At 69.7% G+C, this 24,369-nt stretch carries 18 protein-coding genes and 2 riboswitches; of the genes, 10 read left to right on the top strand and 8 right to left on the bottom strand.

Features of this window, described 5'->3' with window-relative positions; translation table 11 throughout:
• Positions 1-123: 123 nt before the first annotated feature.
• Together ACR4XJ_RS01630 and ACR4XJ_RS01625 are read right to left on the bottom strand one after the other, a co-directional pair.
• Positions 124-1,650: a sigma-54-dependent transcriptional regulator gene (locus tag ACR4XJ_RS01630; RefSeq protein WP_434753565.1), complete on the bottom strand. Its 1,527-nt coding sequence runs from the start codon at positions 1,648-1,650 to the stop codon at positions 124-126.
• Positions 1,651-1,934: 284 nt separating this feature from the next.
• Complete coding sequence (locus tag ACR4XJ_RS01625; RefSeq protein WP_434753564.1) at positions 1,935-2,612, bottom strand: tetratricopeptide repeat protein; 678 nt, start codon at positions 2,610-2,612, stop codon at positions 1,935-1,937.
• 161 nt (positions 2,613-2,773) lie between these two features.
• On the opposite strand from ACR4XJ_RS01625, the gene ACR4XJ_RS01620 reads away from it, so the two are divergent.
• From ACR4XJ_RS01620 to ACR4XJ_RS01595, 6 genes are all read left to right on the top strand, one after another.
• A complete protein-coding gene (locus tag ACR4XJ_RS01620) occupies positions 2,774-3,370 on the top strand; it encodes a hypothetical protein (protein WP_434753563.1) in 597 nt (198 codons plus the stop codon).
• Between the two features lie 367 nt (positions 3,371-3,737).
• A complete protein-coding gene (locus tag ACR4XJ_RS01615; RefSeq protein WP_434753562.1) occupies positions 3,738-4,865 on the top strand; it encodes a branched-chain amino acid ABC transporter substrate-binding protein in 1,128 nt (375 codons plus the stop codon).
• A 278-nt stretch (positions 4,866-5,143) separates the two neighbouring features.
• On the top strand, positions 5,144-6,049 hold the full coding sequence (locus ACR4XJ_RS01610; protein WP_434753561.1) for a branched-chain amino acid ABC transporter permease: 906 nt from the start codon (positions 5,144-5,146) through the stop codon (positions 6,047-6,049).
• Positions 6,046-7,041 (top strand): branched-chain amino acid ABC transporter permease, encoded by a 996-nt coding sequence (locus tag ACR4XJ_RS01605; protein ID WP_434753560.1) that lies wholly within the window; start codon positions 6,046-6,048, stop codon positions 7,039-7,041. Before ACR4XJ_RS01610 ends, ACR4XJ_RS01605 begins: the two co-directional genes overlap by 4 nt.
• Positions 7,038-7,805: an ABC transporter ATP-binding protein gene (locus ACR4XJ_RS01600; protein ID WP_333505751.1), complete on the top strand. Its 768-nt coding sequence runs from the start codon at positions 7,038-7,040 to the stop codon at positions 7,803-7,805. The genes ACR4XJ_RS01605 and ACR4XJ_RS01600 overlap by 4 nt, the downstream gene beginning before the upstream one ends.
• A gap of 277 nt (positions 7,806-8,082) precedes the next feature.
• Positions 8,083-8,799, top strand: a complete 717-nt coding sequence (locus ACR4XJ_RS01595; RefSeq protein ID WP_434753559.1) for an ABC transporter ATP-binding protein — start codon at positions 8,083-8,085, stop codon at positions 8,797-8,799.
• 302 nt (positions 8,800-9,101) lie between these two features.
• On the opposite strand, the gene ACR4XJ_RS01590 is transcribed toward ACR4XJ_RS01595, so the two are convergent.
• Entirely contained in the window at positions 9,102-9,506 is a 405-nt protein-coding gene (locus ACR4XJ_RS01590; protein WP_434753558.1) for a response regulator, read from the bottom strand.
• Positions 9,507-9,818: 312 nt separating this feature from the next.
• Between ACR4XJ_RS01590 and purT the strand changes: the two genes are divergently transcribed.
• Both purT and tgt read left to right on the top strand, forming a co-directional pair.
• A complete protein-coding gene (purT, locus tag ACR4XJ_RS01585) occupies positions 9,819-11,000 on the top strand; it encodes a formate-dependent phosphoribosylglycinamide formyltransferase (RefSeq protein WP_434753557.1) in 1,182 nt (393 codons plus the stop codon).
• Between the two features lie 157 nt (positions 11,001-11,157).
• Positions 11,158-12,294, top strand: a complete 1,137-nt coding sequence (gene tgt / locus ACR4XJ_RS01580; protein ID WP_434753844.1) for a tRNA guanosine(34) transglycosylase Tgt — start codon at positions 11,158-11,160, stop codon at positions 12,292-12,294.
• Positions 12,295-12,318: 24 nt separating this feature from the next.
• Here the strand turns inward: tgt and ACR4XJ_RS01575 are convergent, their stop codons facing one another.
• Positions 12,319-14,439: a diguanylate cyclase gene (locus ACR4XJ_RS01575; RefSeq protein ID WP_434753556.1), complete on the bottom strand. Its 2,121-nt coding sequence runs from the start codon at positions 14,437-14,439 to the stop codon at positions 12,319-12,321.
• Positions 14,440-14,840: 401 nt separating this feature from the next.
• Here ACR4XJ_RS01575 and ACR4XJ_RS01570 point away from each other — a divergent pair, with 401 nt between their 5' ends.
• Entirely contained in the window at positions 14,841-17,198 is a 2,358-nt protein-coding gene (locus ACR4XJ_RS01570) for a thioredoxin domain-containing protein (RefSeq protein ID WP_434753555.1), read from the top strand.
• Positions 17,199-17,319: 121 nt separating this feature from the next.
• A riboswitch (glycine riboswitch) is annotated at positions 17,320-17,410 on the top strand.
• A 3-nt stretch (positions 17,411-17,413) separates the two neighbouring features.
• Positions 17,414-17,510, top strand: a riboswitch (glycine riboswitch).
• Between the two features lie 467 nt (positions 17,511-17,977).
• On the opposite strand, the gene ACR4XJ_RS01565 is transcribed toward ACR4XJ_RS01570, so the two are convergent.
• The gene (locus ACR4XJ_RS01565; RefSeq protein ID WP_434753554.1) at positions 17,978-18,892 is read right to left on the bottom strand and encodes a TIGR02117 family protein; all 915 of its coding nucleotides are present in this window, start codon (positions 18,890-18,892) and stop codon (positions 17,978-17,980) included.
• A 272-nt stretch (positions 18,893-19,164) separates the two neighbouring features.
• On the opposite strand from ACR4XJ_RS01565, the gene ACR4XJ_RS01560 reads away from it, so the two are divergent.
• Positions 19,165-19,566: a hypothetical protein gene (locus ACR4XJ_RS01560; protein WP_434753553.1), complete on the top strand. Its 402-nt coding sequence runs from the start codon at positions 19,165-19,167 to the stop codon at positions 19,564-19,566.
• Positions 19,567-19,757: 191 nt separating this feature from the next.
• Here ACR4XJ_RS01560 and ACR4XJ_RS01555 read toward each other — a convergent pair whose 3' ends face one another.
• From ACR4XJ_RS01555 to ACR4XJ_RS01545, 3 genes are all read right to left on the bottom strand, one after another.
• Positions 19,758-21,647, bottom strand: coding sequence for a diguanylate cyclase (locus tag ACR4XJ_RS01555; protein ID WP_434753552.1), 1,890 nt, complete (start codon positions 21,645-21,647; stop codon positions 19,758-19,760).
• A gap of 260 nt (positions 21,648-21,907) precedes the next feature.
• Positions 21,908-22,600: an MgtC/SapB family protein gene (locus tag ACR4XJ_RS01550; protein ID WP_434753551.1), complete on the bottom strand. Its 693-nt coding sequence runs from the start codon at positions 22,598-22,600 to the stop codon at positions 21,908-21,910.
• Positions 22,601-22,953: 353 nt separating this feature from the next.
• Positions 22,954-24,240, bottom strand: coding sequence for a BPL-N domain-containing protein (locus ACR4XJ_RS01545; RefSeq protein WP_434753550.1), 1,287 nt, complete (start codon positions 24,238-24,240; stop codon positions 22,954-22,956).
• Between the last annotated feature and the right edge of the window lie 129 nt (positions 24,241-24,369).

Below are 24,369 nucleotides of genomic sequence, written 5' to 3'. Positions count from 1 at the left end.
TGGAGTGAACTGGGCGCAGACCACAAGGGGGTGGAGAAGGTTCGTGCACGTACGGGCAGGGGGCGGTGGGGGAAGCCGCGAAACGCGGCGGGGGGCGGGTTGCGCGGGGCGGCGGAGGAAAATCTAGGATTCCTGGATCAGGGGCAATCCGTTGCGCGGCTTGATGCCGTGCTTCTGCAATTTGGCCCAGAGGTTCTTGGGCGTCAGCCCCAGCAGCACGGCGGCCTCGGTCTGGCGGCCTTCGGCGCGGCGCAGGGCGTCCAGCAGCAGGTTGCGTTCGACCATGCGCACGGTTTCGCGCAGGTCGATGGGGCCGGTGAGGGCCGCGCCCGCAAAGGCGTGCGGGGAGGATGCCCCGGAGGGCGGCACGGCTGGCGGGCCGCAGGCGTCCTCTCCGGCATGGGGTCCGGCATCGGCCGGGTCCGTGTCGCCCGGTGCGGGGACGGGGCAGCACACGCCCCCGTCGGCGTGGCCGCCCGGCGCGCGGCCCAGGGCGCGGTCCACGTCGGGGGCGTCGATGGGGCCTTCGGCGGCGATGGCCGCACGCTCGATGACGTTGGCCAGTTGGCGCACATTGCCCGGCCAGTCGCAGGCGCACAGGGCGGCCACGGCCGCCGGGGTCAGCCCGTGCACGGGCAGGCCCAGGGTGCCCTGCAACCGCCGCACCACATGCTGGGCCAGCAGGGGGATGTCCTCCTTGCGGCTGCGCAGCGGGGGCAGGTGCACCACGGCCACGCCCAGGCGGTAGTACAGGTCTTCGCGGAAGGCCCGTTCGCGCACCCGGTCGGCCAGGTTCTGGTTGGTGGCGGCGATGAGCCGCACGTCCAGCGAGACGGGCCTGCGCCCGCCCAGGCGTTCCACCTGCTTCTGCTCCACCACCCGCAGCAGCTTGGGCTGAATGGCCAGGGGCATGTCGCCGATTTCGTCCAGCAGCAGGGTGCCGCCCTGGGCCAGTTCGAACTTGCCGGGCTGGGACGTGGCCGCGCCGGTGAACGCGCCCTTCTCGTGGCCGAAGAGTTCGTTTTCGAAAAGATGCTCGGGAATGGCCGCGCAGTTCACCTTCACGAAGGGGGCGGCCGCGCGGGGCGACAGCGCCCGGATGGTGTCCGAGGCCAGTTCCTTGCCGGTGCCCGATTCGCCCATGATCAGCACGGTGGTGTCCAGCGGGGCCACCTTTTCGATGAGCGCCTTGACCTCCATGATGGCCCGGCTTTCCCCGATGATGCGGCTGGCCGGGCCGTCGCGGCGCAGCGAGTCGCGCAGGGCGGCGATTTCCGCCTGCAATCTGCGCTTTTCCATGGCCCGGCGGATGACGATGTCCATTTCCTTCAGGCTGAAGGGCTTGGAGAACACGTCGTAGGCGCCCAGCTTCACCGCCTCCAGCGCCAGTTCGCGCGTGGAGTAGGCGGTCATGACGATGATGTCGGTGCCGGGTGCGGCGGAGAGCAGGTGGGGGATGGCCTCCACCCCGGACATGCCGGGCAGCATCACGTCGGACAGCACAAGATCGAAGCCGCCGCCGCGCAGCAGGGCGATGCCGTCCTCGGCGCGCCCGGCCACGGTGACGCGGTGGCCGCGTTCTTCCAGCGCCTCGCGCAGCATGGACTGGAAGGCGGTGTCGTCTTCGATCAGCAGGATGTGGCCGCTCATGCGTTGCCGCTCGTCCGGATGCCGGTGGATGGGGCGGAGCATGCGCCGCACGCAAGGCGGTGGCGCGGTGCCCCAGGGGCGCGGCGGCGCGGCGGCGAGGCCGGACGGCGCGCAAACTGCGCGGAAGCCTACAACGGTCCGCCGGGGAGGGCAAATGCTTAGATTTGCACACCTGTCCGCCCATCCGGACTTCGGTGCGGGGATATGTCCTTGTGCGTGAAGGGGTTGTGCGCGCAGCGGGGCGCACGGCACGGGCGGAGCGGCCGCCCGGATATCGTCCCCGGCTAGCTTCCGGCCTGCTTCACGCGCGGCGGCAGGGGCGACTTTACCAGCCGCTGGTTGAGCGCCTTGCGCTGGTCGGGCGAAAGCTGGCGCAGCAGGGGCGGCAGGTCCTTCATGGCGCGCGGTTCGCCCAGCACGTCGGCGCAGGCCAGCCAGTAGGCGGCCTGGGGCCAGTCCTTGCGGGCGCCCCGGCCCTCGCGCAGCATCAGGCCAAGATTGTAGGCGGCGAGCCCGTTGCCCTTTTCTGCGGCCTTGCGGAACAGCCGCACCGCCTCGCCGGGGTCGGCGGTGCTGGCCCGGCCGCTGTCGATGAGCAGGGCCAACTGGTTCATGGCGTTGGCGTCCCCTTTGGAACTCGCCTGCCGGTACAGGGTTTCGGCGCGGCGCAGGTCCTTCGGCACGCCGCGTCCTTCCTCGTGCAGCAGGCCCAGTTGCAGTTGGGCGCGCGGGTCGCCCGATTCCGCCTGGGCGGTGAGCCTTGCCAGTTGCTCGCCAGCCGGGGGAAGCGAAGGGGCGGCCTGCATTGCGTTTTCCTGGTTGGCCGTGGTCCCGGCCATGCAGGGGAAGGCGGGCGGAATCAGCGGCAGGGCAGCCGCGAGCACCACGGCCGACAGGGCGCGGCGGAACGGGGAAGAGAGGAAAGGCCGGCGGAGCGTGGCGAGCGGGCGGGGAGCGTGCATGAGGGCCTCCGGAGGAATTTCACGGGACATGGCATATCGGTCCCCCGCGGCGCAAGGGGTTGCCGCACCTCGGGACGGTGCGGTAGGTGTGTGTGTCGGTCCCACATTGTCTGGCCGATGTGTTCCCGCAACGGCGTACCCGTTTCCCGCAGGAGTTCCGCATGCAGCTTGGCCGCATGGCGCGCAGCGCCCTTCGCCCCATGATCGTCGGCACCGACATCGAGACCTTTCGCCGGCACTGCGGCGGCAGCCTTGGCGGGCTGTTCCACTGCACGCGCTACCCGGGGCCGCGCCTGCTGTGGGACGGCGGCACGGGCGAGTTCGTGGACGAGGCGGGCGCGGTGGTGGAGGGTCTGGACGCCCTGGCCGGGGAACTGGCCGTGCTGCGCGACGCCGTGGGCGGTGCGCTGGCGGGGGGCGCATCCGCCGCCGTTCCCGTATCCATGGACGGCACCCTGCTGCGCGGGCAGGACGGTTCCGCCCACTACCGCATCTACGACCTTATCCACCCGGACCTGCCGGTATGGCGGCAGGTGAACCTGCTGGCCGACCTGTTCTGCCAACTGGAACACCGGGTGCCCCACGTGCGCCCGGTGCCCCACGAGCATACCCCGGCCATGAAGACGGAGACCCGCGTGGCCCGCTGGCTGGCCACCTGGAAGCGCCCCGGCTGCGGCGGCGTGCTGCTGAAACGCCCCGAACTGGTCTACGCCCCCGGCCGGGAGACGCCAGACGCGTGCTGCGTCGTCACGCGTTGATCGCGTGCAGCGTCGTCATGAGGTAATCGCCTGCTGCGTCGTCATGCGCTGACCGCGTGCAGCGTCGCGATTCGCTGGCGCCCGTGGCGCGCCGTCCCTTTCCGGCCGGAAAAATTGTCATGACACACAGTCATCGTGTCAGAGGGATTGCTTTTCTTCGGCTTTTTCCGCAAAATGTCGTTAGCGGCCCGCATCAGACGCGGCCCGCCCATTCGTGTTGACAATAACGTTGACAATAATGTCCATTCACCGGGACGGTACCACGGCGGGCCTGTCGCCCGTCGTGTCGCACCATGCGAAGAGGCGAGGAAAAGGTATCGGGGAAACAGTCTAGCGAGGGATCCGCGGGTTCCCGGGAGGTTTCGACATGAAACACGTTGTAAAGGCGCTGACGCTCGCACTTGCCGCTTCGCTGCTCATGGCCGCCACGGCCTTTGCGGCGCCGGTGAAGATCGGCCTGATGTGCCCCCTGACCGGCAAATGGGCCAGCGAAGGGCAGGACATGCGCAACATCGTCACCCTGCTCGCCGATGAGCTGAACAAGGCTGGCGGCGTCAACGGCAACAAGGTCGAACTGGTCGTCGAAGACGACGGCGGCGACCCGCGCACCGCGGCCCTGGCCGCGCAGAAGCTGACCACCTCGGGCGTCGTCGCCGCCATCGGCACCTACGGTTCGGCGGTCACCGAAGCCTCCCAGAGCATCTACGACGAAGCGGGCGTGGTGCAGATCGCCACCGGCTCCACCGCCGTGCGCCTGACCGAAAAGGGCCTGAAGCACTTCCTGCGCACCGCCCCGCGCGACGACGAGCAGGGCATGGTGGCCGCCAAGGTCATCAAGGCCAAGGGCTACAAGGCCGTGGCGCTGCTGCACGACAACTCGTCCTACGCCAAGGGCCTGGCCGACGAGACCAAGGCGCTGCTGGACAAGGAAGGCACCAAGATCGTGTTCTACGACGCCCTCACCCCCGGCGAGCGCGACTACACCACCATCCTCACCAAGCTGAAGGCCGCCAACCCCGACATCATCTTCTGCACCGGCTACTACCCCGAAGTGGGCATGCTGCTGCGCCAGAAGATGGAAATGAAGTGGAACGTGCCCATGATGGGCGGCGACGCCGCCAACCATGCCGACCTGGTGAAGATTTCCGGCAAGGAAGCGGCCAAGGGCTACTTCTTCCTCAGCCCTCCCGGCCCGCAGGACCTGGACGCCCCGGCCGCCAAGGCCATGCTGGCCGCCTACAAGGCCAAGTACAACGGCGTGCCCGGCTCCGTGTGGTCCGTGCTGGCCGGTGACGCGTTCAACGTCATCGTCGAGGCCGTGAAGTCCACCGGCAAGGCCGATTCGGCCGCCATCGCCGACTACCTGAAGACCAAGCTGAAGAACTACCCCGGCTTCACCGGCCAGATCTCGTTCAACGAGAAGGGCGACCGCGTGGGCGACCTGTACCGGGTGTATGAAGTGAACGCCAACGGCGAGTTCATCCTGCAACCCTAGCAGCCGCACGCAGCCGACATGGCATGCACGACGGGGCGGGCGCTGCCGCCCGCCCCGTTTCACCGCCGCGCCACTGCCCCGCGCATGGGCGGGCACGGGCGGCGGGACGACGAAATCGCCGGTCGCAAGGCCGTACCGGGGCGCGCGCCGCCCCATTCGCAGGCGGACCCTCACCGGGGTCCGCGTTTCGCGCCGCAGCGCCCGTATCGTCCGCCGTACCATTCGCCGGACCATCCGGCAGGGCGGGCGGCGTGGGGAGAAGAAGCACAGGGACGCGTATGGAAGAATTCTTTCAGCAGTTGACCAACGGCCTTGCGGTGGGGGGCATCTACGCGCTCATCGCGCTGGGCTACACCATGGTCTATGGTGTGCTCAAACTCATAAATTTCGCGCATGGCGACCTGTTCACCATCGGGGCCTATTTCGGCTTCACGCTGTTCACCGCCTTCGGCCTGTCGGGCGCGGTGTCCGGGCCCGGGGCGGTGCTGCTGGTGCTGGTCATGGTCATGGGGCTCGTGGCGCTGATCGGCTACCTGCTGGAACGGGTGGCCTACCGGCCCCTGCGCGGCTCCAGCCGCCTGTCCGCCGTGGTCTCGGCGCTGGGCTCCTCCATCTTCTTCCAGAACGCGGTCATGCTCATCTACGGGGCCAAGATCCAGGTCTACCCCGGCGGCATCCGGCCCAGCTACGTGCTGTCCATCATGGGCATCGACGTGCCGTTGGTGCGCATCATGATGATCGCCGCCTCGGTGGGGCTGATGCTGGCCCTGTACTGGTTCACCCAGCGCACCCGCATCGGCACGGCCATCCGGGCCACGGCCATCGACCAGGGCGCGGCCAAGCTCATGGGCATCGACGTGAACCGGGTCATCTCGCTGGTGTTCATGATCGGCCCGGCGCTGGGCGGCGTGGCCGGGGTGATGGTGGGCCTGTACTACGGCCAGGTGGACTTCACCATGGGCTGGGTCTACGGCCTTAAAGCCTTCACCGCCGCCATCCTGGGCGGCATCGGCAACATACCCGGCGCCATGGTGGGCGGCCTTCTGCTGGGCGTCATCGAAGCCCTGGGCTCGGCCTACATCTCCATCGCGTGGAAGGACGCCATCGCCTTCCTGGTGCTGATCCTCATCCTGATCATCCGGCCCACGGGCCTGCTCGGCGAAAGGGTGGCCGACAAGATATGACGGTGTCGCGCACCACGAGCTACGCGGGCATCGCGGTGGTGGTGGCCGTGCTGCCCCTGCTGCTGAACCCCTACTGGACGGACGTGTTCGTCAGCATCGGCCTGTACTCCGTGCTGGCGCTTTCGCTGAACATCATCCTGGGCCAGGCCGGGCTGTTCCACATGGGCCACGCGGCGTTCTACGCCGTGGGCGCCTACGTGACGGCCATCGCCAACACCATGTGGGGCGTGCCGGTGCTGTGGGCCATGCCCTTCGCCGGGCTGGCCGCCGCGCTGTTCGCCATGCTGGTGGCGCGGCCCATCATCCACCTGCGCGGCGACTACCTGCTCATCGTGACCATCGGCATCGTCGAGATCGTGCGCATCGCGCTGATCAACAACGTGTTCGGGCTCACCGGCGGGGCCAACGGCATCTTCGGCATCTCGCGGCCGACGGTGTTCGGGTTCAGGATCGCCAAGCCCATCCACTTCTACTACCTGGTCTGGGCGTACGTGGCGTGTTCCATCCTGCTGTTCCGCAGGCTGGAGAATTCGCGCTTCGGCCGCGCCCTCAACTACATCAAGGAAGACGACACCGCCGCCGAGGGCAGCGGGGTGAACACCGCCTCGTACAAGCTGTGGGCCTTCGTGCTGGGCGCGTTCTGGGCGGGCATGACCGGCACCATCTACGCGGCCAAGATGACCATCATCTCGCCGGAATCGTTCTCGTTCTGGGAATCGGTGGTGCTCTTCGCCATCGTCATCCTGGGTGGCGGCTCCAACCGGGGCGTGCTGCTGGGGGCGTTCCTGCTCATCGGGATGCCGGAATTCTTCCGCGAATTCGCCAGCGCCCGCATGCTGGCCTTCGGCTTTGCCATGGTGGTGATGATGATCTTCCGGCCGCAGGGCATGCTGCCGCCCCTGCCGCGCTTCTACAAGCTGCCGGAGCGCATCCGCTGCATCACCGGCAAGGGCGGCGACGCGGCCGCTGCACAGGCGGGGGGTGGGGCATGAGCCTGCTCGCGCTGCGCAACCTGACCAAGACCTTCGGCGGGCTGGTGGCCGTGAACAACGTGACGTTCGACGTGGCCGAAGGGTCCATCGTCGGGCTCATCGGCCCCAACGGGGCGGGCAAGACCACGGTGTTCAACCTGATCACCGGCAACTACAAGCCCGATTCCGGCGACATCTTCTTCGACGGCCGCACCATCAAGGGGCTGCCCACCCACCGCATCGTGCAGCAGGGCATCGCGCGCACGTTCCAGACCATCCGGCTGTTCCAGAACATGTCGGTCATCGAGAACGCGCTGGCGGGCTGCCACTGTCGCATGCAGTCGGGCATGCTGGCGGCCATGCTGCGCACCCCGGCCCAGCGCGCCGAGGAAAGCCGCGCCCTGCTGCGCGCCACGCGCGAACTGGAATTCGTGGGGCTGGCCGACGAACACGCCAACCTGGCCAAGAACCTGTCCTACGGCAACCAGCGGCTGCTGGAGATTGCCCGCGCCCTGGCCACCGACCCGCGTTTCATCATTCTGGACGAGCCCGCCGGGGGCATGAACGACCAGGAGACGGCGGCGCTCATCGACACCATCCGCGCCATCCGCGACCGGGGCATCACCGTGCTGCTCATCGAGCACGACATGAGCCTGGTCATGAAGGTGTGCGAAAAGCTGGTGGTGCTGGAATACGGGGCGCTGCTGGCCGAGGGGGTGCCCGCGGCCATCAAGGACGACCCGCGCGTGATCGAGGCGTATCTTGGTGCCGACACCGACGATTAGAATCCGCTCCGAAAGGTCCTTTTGCTCCCTGGCTGCGTCAGGCTCGTCCCGTGCGGAGGTCGAATATGAAAGAATATACTCCCTCCGCCCGGAACTCGCCTTCCTTGCCAGGAAGCAAAAAACCTCTTTCGGTAGCGGATTCCAAATCGCGTGAGCGACACGGCCGCCAGCCCGGGAACAGGTGGCTTCATCCGCCCCGGGCAGGTGAACGGCAACACGTATTGCCGGAACATGCCGCCCCTGTGGGCCGAGGCTCCAACGGATATCGGGAGAGACGATGTTTCTGGAATTGCGCGACCTGCATGTGAAGTACGGCAACGTCGAGGCCCTGCACGGCATCAACGTGCACGTGGACGAAGGCGAGATCGTGACCATCCTTGGCGCCAACGGCGCGGGCAAGACCACCACGCTGATGTCCGTCAGCGGGCTGGTGCGGCCCAGCCAGGGCGGCGTCTACTTCAAGGGCAAGGCCCTGCACGAGATGCCCAGCCACGCCGTGGTGCGCGAGGGCATCACCCAGTCGCCCGAGGGGCGGCGGGTGTTCGGCACCCTGACCGTGCTCGAAAACCTGAACCTGGGCGCCTTCACCAGCAACGACAAGGCCCGCATCCGCAAGACGCGGGACTGGATCTTCGAGCTGTTCCCCCGCCTGCTGGAACGCAAGGACCAGCTTGCGGGCACCCTGTCCGGCGGCGAGCAGCAGATGCTGGCCATCGGCCGCGCGCTCATGGGCGACCCCAAGGTGCTGCTGCTGGACGAGCCCTCGCTGGGGCTGGCCCCCATCCTGGTCAAGTCCATCTTCGAGACCGTGCGCGCCATCAACAAGACCGGCATGACCGTGGTGCTGGTGGAGCAGAACGCCCGCGCCGCGCTGAAGCTGGCCACGCGCGGCTACGTGCTGGAGGTGGGCCGGGTGGTCATGGAGGATGCGGCGGCGAGCCTGCTGGCGAATACGGATGTGCAGGATGCCTACCTCGGCGGCTCTGGCCACTAGGTGATGCCGTCACAAGGGGCTTTTTGCCCTCTGCCTTCGTCAGAACGCCTTTTCGTTCCGGTCGAGTACGATAAGAGCGCGTTGCGGTCGCCATCCGTAAGGCTCGCGGACTCGCCTAACGGCTGCCGCACTCCCTCCACGAAAAGGCGTTCTTCCTCGGCAGAGAACAAAAATCCTCCTTGTGCCGACATCACCGTTTTGGGGCCCGCAGCGTGCCGCTTGGGCCGCGCGGGATGAAACAGACAAAAAGGCGCTCCGGAAACGGGGCGCCTTTTGCGTGCACAGGTTTCCGCAGGTTGCTCTCACCCCGCCAGATGGGCGGCGATGGTGGCCATAAGGTCCTGGCGGGTGATGGGTTTGGTGAGCAGGCCGTTGCAGCCCGCGTCGGCGCAGCGGAGCATGTCCTCGTGGCCGTCGTGGGCGGTCAGGGCCACGATGGGCACCGGGCGGCGGCCCAGCAGGCGTTCTTCCTCGCGCATGGCGCGCACGGTGTCCGTGCCGTCCATGTCGGGCATCACCACGTCCATCAGCACCAGGTCCACGGGGTGTTCGCGAAAGATGCGCAGTGCCGCGCTGCCGGAATCGGCCTCCATGCAGCGCAACGGTGTGTCGCGCAGCAGAAGCAGCAGCAGGGCGCGGTTGGGGGCGGCGTCATCGACGATGAGCACCGTGGCGGGCGGCAGCGGGCGGTCGGGGGCGGTGGTCATCCAGAACTCCGGGAAGCGGGCCGGTTCCCGGCGCGCCGAATAGGGGTGCCGGACGCATGCGGCGGAGTGGTGTTGCAGTGGCGGCGGTTCACCCACCACGTTTCATGCATAGCGCAAGGACGCCCGTAGCCGCAAGGTGGGGTGAAGTGGCGCCGCACGTACCGGCAGGAGTGGGTGCATCATTCCGGCGGCGGCGCGGCGCATTGCCGCGCGTGGCTCCCTTGCGTTGGAAGTGCGGGCATGGCACATCCGTGCGGTCGGCGCGGCCTTCCCCCTCATCATCAGCATGCCCACGCGGCGCAGGAGCAGCACATGGTCACCATCGGCACCCCCAACACCCCCTCCGCAACCCGCATCCTGCTGCTCGGCTCCGGCGAGTTGGGCCGCGAAGTGGCCATCGAGGCCATGCGCCTCGGCGTGGAGGTGATTGCCGTGGACCGCTACCCCAATGCGCCCGCCATGCAGGTGGCCCACCGCAGCCACGTGGTGTCGATGCTGGACGGCGCGGCCCTGCGCCGGATCATCGAGGCGGAACGCCCCCACTGCATCGTGCCCGAGATCGAGGCCATCGCCACCGAAACCCTGCTGGAACTGGAAAGGGAAGGCTTCCGCGTGGTGCCCACGGCCCGCGCCGCCCGCCTGACCATGGACCGCGAGGGCATCCGCCGCCTGGCGGCGGAGGAACTGGGCCTGCCCACCTCGCCCTACCGCTTCGCCGCCACCGGGTCGGAATACCGCGAGGCCGTGGCCGCCGTGGGCCTGCCCTGCGTGGTCAAGCCGGTGATGAGTTCGTCCGGCAAGGGGCAGAGCACCGTGCGCGCCGAGGCCGACGTCATGAAGGCGTGGGACTACGCCCAGACCGGCGGCCGCGCGGGCGGCGGCAAGGTCATCGTGGAAGGCTTCGTGGACTTCGACTACGAGATCACCCAGCTTACCGTGCGCCACGCGGGCGGCATCACCTTCTGCGACCCTATCGGGCACTTGCAGAAGGAAGGCGACTACCGCGAATCGTGGCAGCCCCAGCCCATGAGCCAGGCCGCCCTGGCCGAGTCCCGGCGCATGGCCGAGGCCGTCACCGACGCCCTTGGCGGGTGGGGCATCTTCGGGGTGGAACTGTTCATCAAGGGCGACAAGGTCTACTTCAGCGAGGTTTCGCCCCGCCCGCACGATACCGGGCTGGTGACGCTGATCTCGCAGAACCTCAGCGAATTCGCCCTGCATGCCCGCGCCATCCTGGGGTTGCCCGTGCCCGCGCTGCGCCAGAACGGACCGGCCGCCTCGTGCGTGGTGCTGGCCGAGGGCGACAGCGCATCGCCCAGCTATCACTCCATCGAGGCCGCCCTGGCGGAGCCGGACACCGGGCTGTGCCTGTTCGGCAAGCCCGAGGTGCACGGCAAGCGCCGCATGGGCGTGGCCCTGGCCCTTGGCGGAACCATCGAGGAAGCCCGCGACAAGGCCCGCCGCGCTGCCGCCGCCGTGCGGGTGGAACTGTAGCCGCATTCCCGACGCGCCCACGCGCCCGCTCCGGAATGCCGGGGCGGGCGTTTTGCGTGGCGGGCCGCCCCGCAGGCCGTGCGTTCCCCCCTTTTCAAACGCGCATCCCGCCGCTATGGTGCGCGCCATGCCGAACCAGACCGAAATTTCCACCGCCATGGCCCCTGCCGAAATTCCCGGTACCTTCCATATCCACGCCACCGACGGCGCGGCCCGCACCGGCGTGCTGCACACCGCGCACGGCCCGGTGCGCACGCCCATCTTCATGCCCGTGGGCACGGTGGGCAGCGTGAAGGCCGTGGCCCCCGACGACCTGGACGCCATCGGGGCCGAGATCATCCTTGGCAATACCTACCACCTGTACCTGCGCCCCGGCGACGAGCTGGTGGCCCGGCGCGGCGGCCTGCACGGCTTCAATGCCTGGAAGAAGCCCATCCTGACGGACAGCGGCGGCTTTCAGGTGTTCAGCCTGTCGGCCCTGCGCAAGATCACCGAGGAAGGGGTGGAGTTCCGTTCGCACCTCGACGGGTCGAAGCACCTGTTCACCCCCGAGAAGGTGGTGTCCATCCAGCGCAACCTGAATTCCGACATCATGATGGTGCTGGACGAGTGCGTGCCCTATGGGGCCGACCGGCCGTACACCGAGAAGTCGCTGGCCCTCACCACCCGCTGGGCGCAACGCTGCCGCGACGCCCACCCCAGGGGCGCGGCGGGCAACCTGCTGTTCGGCATCACCCAGGGCGGGTTTTTCAAGGACCTGCGCGAGCGCTCCATCGGGGAACTGACGCAGATCGACTTCGACGGCTTCGCGCTGGGCGGGCTTTCGGTGGGCGAATCCAAGCCGGAGATGATGGACATCCTGTACCACTGCGCGCCCATGCTGCCCGCGGACAAGCCGCGCTACCTGATGGGCGTGGGCACGCCGCTGGACATCGTCAACGGCATCGCCGCCGGGGTGGATATGTTCGACTGCGTGCTGCCCACCCGCAACGCGCGCAACGGCACGCTGTACACCTCGCTGGGCAAGATCAACATCAAGCGCAGGGAATTCGCGGAGGACGACGGCCCGCTGGACCCGGCGTGCGGCTGCTACGCCTGCCGCACCTTCTCGCGCGCCTACCTGCGCCATCTGTACGTGGCCAAGGAACTGCTGGCCTTCCGCCTGAACTCGGTGCACAACCTGACCTATTTCCTCGACGTGGTGCGCGGCGCGCGCGCGGCCATCGCCGAGGGGCGCTTTGCCGCGTACAAGGTGGGGTTCGAGGCCATCTACCCCGAGGAAGTGGTGGCGTAGCGGCGGGCAGGCGGTTTCGCGCGGTCAGGCCGCCCCCGTCCCGTCTCCCCCGTCTCCGGATGCCCCGTTCCCGGACGTGCCATCCCTGCCCGCGCCGTCCGGGCAGGTGGGCGTGGCTTGCGGGGCGCACACCCGGTTGCGGCCGCCCTCCTTGGCGCGCATCAGCATCTGGTCGGCGCGGCGGATCAGGTCGTCCAGCGAATCGTTGGCGCCCCGGTATTCCGCCGCACCCACGCTGACGGTGCAGCCCACCCAGGCATCGCGCACGGCCACCGGAGCGTCCTCCACGGCGGTGCGGATGCGTTCCGCCGTGCGCAGGGCGCGGTCCAGCGCCGTTTCCGGCAGCAGCACGCCGAATTCCTCGCCCCCCAGACGGCCGATAAGGTCGTTCTCGCGCAGGGACAGCCCCATCACGTCGGTGATGTGGCGCAGCACCATGTCGCCCGCCTCGTGCCCCCAGGTGTCGTTGACGGCCTTGAAATGGTCGGCGTCCAGCAGCAGCACCGAGAGCGGGCGGCCGTAGCGCTGCGAGCGCGTGGCCTCGTCCTCCAGCCGGGCCATGAAGTGGCGGCGGTTGGACACGCCGGTCAGCTCGTCGGTGGTGGCCAGCTGTTCCAGGCGCATGGTGTCTTCCACCTGGCCGGTCACGTCCAGGAAGAACCCTTCCACCTCGGGCTCCCCGGCCGTGCCGGTGCGCCGGGCGTACAGCGATATCCAGATGGTCTCGCCCCCGCGCCGGTACCAGCGCAGCCGCTGGCCGGTCACCACCTCTCCGGCGGCCAGGTCGTCCAGCATGGCCTGGCGGTCCATGGGCTCGACGTGCAGGGGGATGACGGAATCGTCCAGCAGGGCGCGGGCGTGGGCCACGTCGCGGAAGCCCAGCAGCGCGGCCCCGTGCTGGTTCAGCACCAGGATGGTGCCGTCCCACGTGGTGCGGAAGATGCCGATGGGCGCGTTTTCCACCAGTTCGCGGTGCTGGCGCTCCGCGTCGCGCAGGGCGGCCTCCGCGTCGCGGCGGGCCATGACCAGTTCGTTCAGGTGGCGGTTCAGCGCGCCGAATTCGTCGCGGCCGGAAAACAGGTTGCGCACGGTGAAGTCGCCGTGCGCCACGCTGCGCATGTACTCGGCAAGCTGGCCCACCCGGCCGGACGCCCCCACGGTGGCCGTGGCGAACAGCACGGCGAACAGGGTGAGCATGCCGCCGATGGCGAGGACGGTGCCGTAGCGGATGGGGGCCACGGCGCGCAGCAGTTCCTCCTGCGGCACCAGCAGCACCAGCCGCCAGCCGGGGCCGGGCACGGCGCGCACGGCGGCCAGCACCCGCTCGCCGTCCACGTCCAGGTAGGTGGCGCCGTTGCCCGCGTTGTCGCCGATGGTGCCGCCCATGGCGTGGCCGTTTCCGGGGGGCGCGTGGGCGGTGTGGGTGCCGCGCGCCAGGTTGCGCAGGGGGGTGGCGTCCACGCGGTCGGCCAGCGCGGCCCCCAGCCCGGTGGCGGTGACCGGCCGTCCGTCGGCGGTGAGCACCAGCAGGCCGCTGCCAGAGGGCAGGGCCACGCCGGACAGGATGTTCCGCAGCCCGTCGGCGGTAATGTCCAGGCCAAGCACGCCCAGGGGCTTGCCGCCCTCCGGGGCGTCCACGGTGGCCACGGTGCTGACCACGGTCTTGCCGGTGATGAATTCGGTGTACGGGTCGGACCAACCCACCACGCCGGGGTGTTCCATGGCCCTGCGGAACCATGGGCGCGTGCGGGCGTCGAAGTCGGGCGGCAGTTCACGCAGGGGCTGGATGGCATGGACGCGCCCCGACAGGTCTGCGAAATAGACGAAGAACGCCTCGGAGCGCAGCCGCAGGAAGCTGGACCAGCTGGCCAGCAGCCCTTCCCGGTCGTAGGGGCGTCCGGCAAGGCAGGCCGCCACGCGCGGGTCCTGGCGTAGGCCGGCCACGGCGCGGGCGTATTCCCCGGCGTACTGGCTGACGATGGCGTTGGCCAGGGTGTCGGCTTGCAGGGCCATGGCCGATTCGGCCCCGTGCAGCATGATGTTCTTGGCGCGCACGTAGGAGAACGTCCCCAGCGCGACCAGCGTCAGGGACGAGAGGATGGCGAGGAGGAGCAACAGGCGTTGCCGCAGGGGGAAGACCCGCATGGCGGTCCTCGCGCCCGGAGGGAGGGCGGGCGCACGGTCAGAGCATGGCCGAAGGTTGCGGAAACTTACAGGATGGAGCGCCGTGCCGCAAGCGTTGCACGAATGTCGGCGGACAAGGGCGTCCGGGAACATCCGGGGAACATTTGGGGGACATCCGGGGGGGGGCACACGCGGCTGCGAGCCTTTTCTTTTTGTACAGCCACGTTGCCCGCATGGCGCGAGTCTGATAGGGCATGCATAAGGTAGGGTGCATGCGTTGGCCTGCTGCCGCGGGCCATGGAACACCCGGCCAGTGTGCGCCTTCGGGAGGGGAGCGGGGCGTCCGTGCGGCGGGCGGCCCGGTGCCGGGGCCGTGCACCGTCACGGCCGTTCACCGCCCGCGACACCGCAAGGGGTATTCCATGTCCGACCTCTCCGGAAAGTCCGACACGCCCGGCGTTTCCGCCCGTTCGGCCGCATCCGGCCCCGGCGCCGGTTCCGATCCGTCCCGGGCCAACCGCCTGTCCGAATCCAAGAGCCCGTACCTGCTCCAGCACGCGGACAACCCCGTGCACTGGCACCCGTGGGGCGACGAGGCCCTGCAACGCGCCCGCGACGAGGACCGGCCGCTGTTCGTCAGCATCGGGTACTCCACCTGCCACTGGTGTCACGTCATGGCGCACGAGTCGTTCGAGGACGATGAGGTGGCCCGCCTGCTCAACGACGCCTTCGTGTGCGTCAAGGTGGACCGCGAGGAACGCCCCGACATCGACGCCGCCTACATGGCCGCCTGCCAGATGCTGACCGGCACCGGCGGCTGGCCGCTGACCATCATCGCCCTGCCCGACGGACGGCCCTTCTTCGCCGCCACCTACCTGCCCAAGCATTCGCGGCCCGGCCGCATCGGGCTGATGGACCTGGTGCCGCGCGTGCTGTCCGTGTGGCGCGACAAGCGCGGCGAGGTGCTGGATTCCGCCGACAGCATCGTGGAGCACGTGCGCCGCCATGCGGAGGCCATGCTGCGCCCGCCCGCCGACGGCCGCCTGCCCGGCGCGGGCACCCTGCACGCCGCCTGCGAGGCCATGGCCTCGGAATTCGACGAGGCCAACGGCGGCTTCGGCGCTGCGCCCAAGTTTCCTTCGCCGCACAACCTGCTGTTCCTGCTGCGCTGGGCGCGCCGCAACGGCTACGCCGCCGGGCAGACGGGGTTGTCCCCGGCCGCCCCCGCTCAGGCGCAGGCCGAGCCCGCGGGGGCCAAGGCCCTGCGCATGGCGGCGCAGACCCTGCGGGCCATCCGGCGCGGCGGCATCCACGACCACGTGGGCTACGGCTTTCACCGCTATTCCACCGACGCCCGCTGGCTGCTGCCCCACTTCGAGAAGATGCTCTACGACCAGGCCATGCTGATGCTGGCCTACGCCGAGGCGTGGCTGGCCACCGGCGACGGCGAGTTCCGCCGTACGGCGGAAGAGACCGCCGCCTACGTCCTGCGCGACCTGACCTCGCCCGAGGGGGCCTTCTACAGCGCCGAGGACGCCGACAGCGAACTGGACGGTGCGCGCGGCGAAGGGCTGTTCTACACCTTCACCCTGGCGGACCTCGAGGAGGCCTGCGCCCCGCTCGATGTGGGAAATGTCGTGGGGAGTGACGTGGGGCATGGCGTGGGCGGCGGCCCCGTCTCCGATGCGGACCCGGCCCACATTTCCGACGCGGACCTGGCGGCCCGGGCCTTCGGCTGCACGGCCTACGGCAACTACGAGGACGAGGCCACCCGCAGCCGCACCGGCCGCAACGTCCTGCACCTGCCCCGCACCCCCGGCGAACTCGCGCGCGACCTGGGCCTGCCCCAGCGCGAGGTGGAGGAACGCCTTGAGGCGGCCCGCGCCGCGCTGTTCGACCTGCGCGCGCGGCGGCCGCGCCCCCACCTGGACGACAAGGTGCTGGCCGACTGGAACGGCCTGGCCATCGCCGCCATGTCGCGCTGCGCCCAGGCCTTCGACGCGCCGCACCTGGCGGAGGCCGCCGCAGCGGCCGCGGACTTCGTGCTGTCGCGCATGTCCACCCCGGAAGGGCGTCTGCTGCACCGCTGGCGCGACGGTGAGGCCGCCGTTCCCGGCCTGCTGGACGACTACGCCTTCATGATCTGGGGGCTCATCGAACTGTACGGCGCCACCGGCGAGGTGCGCTGGCTGCGCCGCGCCCTGCGGTTGCAGGAGGTGCAGGACACCTTCTTCCACGACCCCGAGGGCGGCGGCTACTGGATGACCCCGGCCGACGGCGACGCCCTGCTGGTGCGCCGCAAGGAAGGGCACGACGGCGCGCTGCCCTCGGGCAACGCCGCCTCGCTGTTCAACCTGCTGCGCCTTTCGCTGCTGCTGGGGCGGCCGGAATACGGCGAGCGGGCGCGGGGCGTGCTGCGCGCCTTCGCCACGCAGGTGCGCCATCACCCCATCGGTTCCACCATGTTCCTGTGCGGGGTGGACTTCGCGCTCAGCGGCGGTCGGTCGGTGATCGTGGCGGGCGAGCCGGACCAGCCGGACACCGAGGCCATGCTGGCCGCCGTGCGCGGCACCTACGCCCCCACCACGGTGCTGCACCTGCGGACCAGCGACAACGCGCGCGACCTGGCCGCGCTGGTGCCGTTCACCGCGCATCTCGCCCCGGTGGAGGACCGCGCCACGGCCTGGCTGTGCGAGAACTACGCCTGCTCGGCCCCCATCACCGACCCGGCGGAACTGAAGGAACGGCTGCTGGCGGTGCGGCCGCTGACGCCGGGGTAGCGCGGAACGGACGGCGACTGTTTGTGTAAACGGCATGTTTTGCGGGGAATGCCAGTGTGTTACGAGAGCGCTTGCGTTTCCCCCGGCAACCGGATACACCCCCATTCACGCTTGGTTTCGGATGACGACAGCAGGAGAGACCCCAGCCGGCGGCAAACGGCATGGGGCGCCGACGAAGTAAATCTTTCAGGCGAAAGGACTGCTGCCCGACGAGCCTCTGGAGAGCCTCCACCAGTGGAGCACCGAAGGAGCAAACCGCCCATGTCCTCGCAGGGAACCGGGGTGGCGAAACTCTCAGGTAAAAGGACAGAGTGCCACGCGTGACTCCGGTCGGCATGCGACCGCCCGCGCCAGCGCGCAGGCGGCTCCCGCCCGCGACCCGGCCCGCCAGGCCGATCCTTCGTGATCGCGCCCCGCGCCGGGGGGCCGCCGGACACCCACCGTGCCCCCAAGGCAACGCCCGCCCCGCGCGGGCTGCCGTCCTCCGCTTCCACACCGGCTTTCCCGGCAGGCGAATCCGCCATGCTTTCCGACGCCCTGGTGCCCGTACACCGCGTCGGGAACGTCGCGCATTCGCTTCGCCGCATGGGTTCGTCACGAATGCGTGCCGGAATCCTGCGTGGCGGAACGTGCGCGCGGCGGCCCTGCCGTCGCGCGGCACGTCCGCAACGCGAAGTTGGCAACGCCCTGTCTCCTGGGCGAGTCATGTGGTCGCAGGCCGAAGGGGCGGTCCCTTCGGCCTGTCGCCGTTTTAGGGGAGTGAAAGGCGCATCGGCGCGTCACTGCGCCGGGGGCAGGTGGTGCAGCACGAATTGGGGCAGGGGCGTCCACACCGGGGTGCGCGCCCCGGTGGTGGCCAGCGCCTCGGCTGCCCAGGTGTTGCAGGTGCGCAGGGGGCTGAAGCGGCCGGTGGCTTCAAGGAACAGGCTGCCCGGCCCGTAGCCCGGCCCGTAGCCCGCGCCGTTGCCTTGCTGCGTGGCGGCGATGCGCACGGGCCGCCCCGCCGTGTCGCGGGACAGGCTGGCGGCCACGAAGGCCACCAGGTTCCGGTAGCCCTGCCGCGTAAGGTGCAGGGTACGGGTATCCGCGTCGGGCAGGGGCGGCCCCGGCATCACCTCCACGTGCAGGACGGCGGGGGCCAGGGCCAGCGCCCGCAGGGCCACGCCGGGACGCACCTGGTCCCAGGCGGGCGTGGTCAGGTAGAATTCCCGCGCGCCCCAGCCGACGGCCAGATGGGCATGGGGCGACAGGGCGGGCGCGCCGTCCGTCGCGCCGTCCAGTCCCAGCACTTCCGCCAGCCCCGGTTCCCCTTGCACCTGTGCGGGCAGCACGATGTCCGCATGCACTCCGTTGCTGATCACATGGATGGTCACGAGGGGCGCTTGCCGCGCGGTGTCTTCCGCCGCGTCCGGCACAACCGGCGCGTCCGTCGCGTCAGTCGCATCCGGCACGGCTGGCGCATTCGGGCCGTCCCGTTCCGCCTCGATCACGCGGGCGGCGCTGGTGGCCAGGCAGCACGCAGGCAGCGAAAGCCTGTCCGTGGGCCGGGGCACCGCGCCCAGCACGGCCACGGCCAGCACGTATCCCAGCACCAGCAGCGCCAGGCCGCGCGCCGTCCACGCCAGCGCGCGGCGCGCTGGGTGGCGGGGCGGTCCGGACGGCTGGCGGCGGTGCGAAGGGCGCGTGAAGGGCATGGTGCTTCCTGGCAAGGGTTGGGGATGCTGCCCGCCGACGGGGCGATGATGGCATGATATTCCGTAACCCGGTGGATTGCCAAGGCATTGGTGGGGGGTGCGTGATATCGATGATAATCCGTGGCGGTTTTTCGGAAAATCATTTCACACGGGCGTCCATTTTGGTGTACGCTGTCGGCAGGATTCTCTCCTCCCGTTTGCGTTCCGCATCATGCCGGGGCGCGGCGGGCTTGCGGTCACCCCCTCCACCCTCAAACCGCAGGAGTGGCGCCATGCAGGAAATCAGACTGCACCGTAACGGACGCGAAGACCTCGTCTTCACCGGCGAACACCTGGCCACGGTGGACGACCGTGAATGGATGGGCATAGCCCCCAACTGGTGGGAACTGGCCCTGTACCGTTCCGAAGCGGGGGGATTCGTGCTTTCCTCCGTGTTCTACCTGAACTTTCCCCGGCACCGTGTGCTGCGCGGGGCCGTGGTGTTCCAGAACATCGCCGATGTGCGCGACTACGTGGTCAACGCGTGCAACGGCCCCTCCATGATCGCCGACGGGCTGTTGGGCCGGGCGCGCAGGTGCCTCCGCCAGTTGGACGACCCCATTCCGCCGCTGCCGCGGTTCGCTCCGGTGGCCGATTACGAATCGTTCGGAGAACGCGAGATTCCCTATGCGTGACACCGGATGCACGACGAAAATCCCCCTGCCGTCCGTGGTGAGGGGGGTGTCATGAAACGGCGGCCCTGGCCGCCGTTTTCCGTTGCGGGATGGCCGTGGGGAGAGGGGAGGGACCGGCGGGACAGGCAGACCCGGCAGGGGCCGGCAGGGTCCGGCAGGATACGGCACGCGCCATGCCGCCGCGCCGGGGGTCAGGCGGCGCGCGGCGTGGATGTGGCCCGCACGTAAGGGTGGAACTTGGTGTCGTCGTCCAGCATGTGGCGCGCCACCACCTCGTTGGCGATGACCTCCAGCGCCTCGTCAAGGGGCAGGTCCGCGCGCTCGTAGCGCTCGGCCAGGTTGCCGGCGGCCTCCAGCAGGGTGGCGTGCAGTTCCGCGTGGTGGTCCGTGTCGGGGTAGCCCCGGCTGCGCAGCACCTCCTCCTCGTCGCGGAAGTGCTGGGTGAGCGCGGTGAGCAGTTCGTGGATGATGGCCAGGCAGGCGGCGCGGGGGGCGTTGTCCAGAAAGGCGGCCAGCAGCCGGTTGACCATCTCGAACAACTGGCGGTGCTGGGCGTCGATGCCCGCGTCGCCGCATTCGTACGACCGGCTCCACGAAAGGCGCAGCAGTTCGCCGGGCAGGCGCAGCCCGCCGTGCAGGCAGGCCAGCGGGGACGGGGCTCCGGGCGCCGTGGCCACCTTGTTCCGTCCTTCGGCCTTGGCCCGGTACAGGGCCCGGTCGGCCATGTCGATGACCAGGTCCGGCGTGGCGTTGCGCCCGCCGCGCACCGTGGCTATGCCGACGCTGACGGTGACGTGCCCGGCCGGCGTGCCGCCGGGATGGGCGATGCACAGTCCGGCCACGGCCCGGCGGATGCGTTCGGCCATCAGGGCCGCCCCCTGTTCCGAGGTGCCAGGCAGCACGCAGGCGAACTCCTCGCCGCCGTAGCGGGCCACCAGGTCCGGCGAGCGGTGCACCTCCGTGCGCAGGGCGTGGGCCACGGCCCGCAGGCAGGCATCGCCCGCGAGATGCCCGTGGATGTCGTTGTAGGCCTTGAAGTTGTCCACGTCGACCATCAGCAGCGACAGCACGTCCTCCGAGCGCTGGGCGCGGCGCAGTTCCGCCTCCAGCGCGCAGTCCAGCCGGCTTCTGTTGAACAGCCCGGTCAGCGGGTCGTGCATGGCCTTCCGCTCCCACATTTCGCGGGTGCTGTCGGCGTCCAGCAACTGGCGGTTGTGCAGGGCCACTCCCAGGGTCACCAGGGTGGTGCTGCACAGGAAGGCGGCCAGCAGGAAGGCCGCCTCGCCCGCGGTCGGCATCTGGAACGGGCCGAACCCCATGGTGGCGCTGTAGGACACGGCCATCACGGAGGGCACCAGGGCCAGCATCAGCCCGTGCAGGCGGGCATGGTAGGCCAGCAGCACCAGCAGGGGCATGATGAAATAGATGCACCCGCCGTACCCGTTGAACGACAGGGCGAGGAACACCATGTTGCTCCCCAGCACGCCCCCCACCCAGCGGCATTCCCGGCTGGTGAGACAGCGGTGCGCGGCGCAGGCCCGGTACAGCGGGTAGACCAGCAGCAGCCCCAGGCTCACCGCCATGACCAGCGTGGCGAACATGTGCCCGGCCAGGCTCCACGGCACGTGCCCCCCGCTGGCCTGCTGCAGCGCGATGACCCCCGCCCCGGCCACGGCGGCGGGCAGGCAGACCCGGCCCACGGCGCGGAACAGGTCGGGCACGCTGGCGGGGGGCACGGAGAACACCCGCCGCAGCAGCATGGCGGCCAGGCCGCCGGCAAGGGCGTCGGACACGGCGGCGGACAGGGCGCAGGAAAAGGGAAGGGCGGCGGACCGTTCCGGTCCGGCAAACAGGGCCACGGCCAGCGCAAGGGCCGCGATGAGCGGCATGGCCTGCCACCCGGTGCGCAGGCACACCACCATGGCCACCCCCGCACCGAGGCGCAGGGGGGTAAGGTTGTGCGTGTTCAGGGCGAAGACGTTGGCGTCAAGCCAGGTGGCGGCGCAGTATGCGGCAAGGGCGGGGAAGAGCCAGGCGGCGTGGCGGCGCGTCATGGGTTGGCCGGTTATGGGACGGTCCATGGGGATAGGCTATACGCGATTTCAGGCGGCAGGCAAGGTGGTGCAATGCCCACCATCCTGCCGTTCCGTGCCGTGCCGGGACGCGCCGGGCGTGGCCGCGTGGGGACGGATACGTCCCCCTTCGGGTGGAAGTGGCCATGGCGGACGCCGGATTGGCCCGGCCGTGCGCGGAAATGGCCTGCAATGATGGCGGGTTGGACGAACATTCAGGGATATGGGGGAAAACCCCCATGCAGGGCGCTTGCCGCCCCCATGCTCCCTTAGGGAACGCCGGATTCCCCCAGATGCACCGACGCCACATCGGGAATGGCCCGCACCATCTGCACCAGGCCATGCCAGTCCAGGTCCTCGTCGGTGGCGATGCGCACCACCAGGCGGCAGCGGTCGGTGGCGGCGTCGCATTCGTAGACCGAAACCTGCACGTCCTCGCAGCCGTAGTCGTGCAGGGCGGCCACCACCGCGTCGAAGGGCGCGGACCCGCCGGGCGCGGACACCGTGAGCATGTAGTAGCGCTGCGCATGGGCCGCCACGCGGTGCATCTGCGGCGACAGGTAGACGATGGCCGTGACCACCAGCGCCGTGCACAGGGCGGGCACGTACATGCCTATGCCCACGGAAAGCCCCACCCCGGTCACCACCCACAGCATGGTGGCCGTGGTCAGCCCGCGCACCCGGCTCTTGCCCTTGAGGATGGCTCCGCCGCCGATGAACCCGATGCCCGACACGGCGTACGAGGCCACGCGGGCGGCGTCGGCATGGGCGATGGTGGAGATGTACAGCGAAAGCTGGCCCAGCAGGCAGGCGGCCACGGCCACCAGCATGTTGGTGCGGAAACCGGCGGCCTGTCCCTTGCGTTCCCGCTCGTAGCCCACCAGCCCGCCGAAGGCGGCGGAGGCGGCAAGGCGGGCGATGTCGGGCAGCAGGTCGTGGAGTTGGGTGACGAATTCGTTCATGGAGTGTGGCCCTGCGGTGCGCTCTCCTCTCCGGTGCGGGCGTTGCGGCACGGAATTGCGGCGGCGCAGGAATGCGCTGCGATTGCGGAATGTTGGCGATGCCGGAGGGATGCCCGCCCATGCAACCTACGCCCCTGCCCGGTGCGCTGTCCAGCCGCCATTCCGGCACAATCCCGGCGTCGCCCCGGCGGCGTCCGTGCGCCGGGCTAGGGGTTGTTTCTAAATTAGGATTTTCGTTTGTTGGCAAGGAAAACGAGCCTGCTATGAGGGAGCATACTCTTATCGTATTTGACCGAAATGGCAGGCGAAGTTTGACGCAGCCAACGGGCGAAGGGACAATTTGGAAACAGCCCCTACCCGTGCAGTTGCAGGAACACCAGTTGGTCCAGCACGTCCAGCAGTTCGGCGTACAGGCCGCCGCTGGCCATGGGCGGGCCGAACAGGGCGGCGCGCTGTTCCTTCAGGCTGTGGCGCGAGACGGTTTCCGGAAAGGTCTTGGACAGGGTCATGGCCAGCCGTTCGGCCAGCAGGTACCCGGTGACGCCCTTGTGGAACAGGGTCAGCCGGTGGAGGAAATCCTCCTTGCGCTCGTTCCAGTACGCCTCGGCGGCGGGAGTGGGCGGGGTGGACACGGCGGTGCACACCGCCGCGTGCAGGTTGTTCAGGTTGGCGCCGGGAATGCCCGCGCGCCAGCCGATGAGCCACGAATTGCGCCGGAAGAACAGGCAGTGGTTGATGCCGATGGTCACGATGTCGTCGAACAGCGCGCGGGCGCGCAGCAGGCCGCCGTCGTGCCAGCGGGCGGGCAGGGCGTCCAGTTCCCACGCGGGCACCAGGGGCGTGGCGGCGCGCAGGCCGCCTGGGCCGCTTGGGCCACTTGGGCCACCTGAGGCGGTCGGGCCGTCGGTCAGCCGTTCCACCAGGTGCGCCAGCCACAGGTTGGCCTGGGGCGATTCCGGCGTTTCCAGGTGGGTGTAGCTGAGGGTGTAGCTGCCCTTGCCGCAGGCTCCGTGCAGGATGCACGGCTGCCCGGCGAGAAAGGTGGGCCGCAGGCGGATGCCGTACAGGTCTTCCCACTCGGCGAAGGTGCCGGGGGGCAGGGTGTCCAGCGGCAGGTCGGCCACCCAGAAGTCGCCGCCCGGCTCGGTGTAGCGGGCCAGGATTTCCACGTCGTGGCCGTCCTCCGGCGCGAAGCGGCCGGGCCACCACACCGGCAGGGCCGGTTCCGCCGCAAGTCCGGCGGGGGTCAGGGGGTGCCCGGCGCTGACCGTGGCGTGCACGTGGCCGGACACGAAGTGCTGCATGCGGTCGGTGAACGCCGCGCGCGACCACGGGCACAGCCCGAGGCCGTGTTCGCCGGTCAGGCCCAGCCCCGCGCCACCGCAGAAGCCGAGATAGCGGCCGCCCCCGGCCACGTAGCCGCGCACGGCCCGCATGCCTGCGTCGCCCAGGGCGTCGGCCTTGAGGCGGGCGGTGCCGCCAGGCACCAGCAGCAGGGCGGGGGGATTGCGGGAAAGCAGGCCGTCGGCTATCTCTTGCGCCCGCACCAGCCGGTAGGGCAGGCCCATGCTCTCGGCCGCGCGCCAGGCCAGCAGCCCCCAGATGTGGGATTCGTCCCAAAGTATGTGAAGGGTTGACATCTCTCTGCCGCTCATTAGGGTGGGGAATCCGTTTTGCCGGGGGGCGCCGCCGGGCTTTGCCGTCATGACGATCCGTCCGCACGGCATGCCCGGCGCGGCGTTTCGCCCGTGTCAGGGTGGCCGTAGCGG

The organism is Nitratidesulfovibrio sp. D1, from assembly GCF_051133415.1.
In the GTDB taxonomy this organism is placed as follows: Bacteria; Desulfobacterota; Desulfovibrionia; order Desulfovibrionales; family Desulfovibrionaceae; genus Cupidesulfovibrio.
This window is presented reverse-complemented; position numbering and strand designations above follow the sequence as displayed.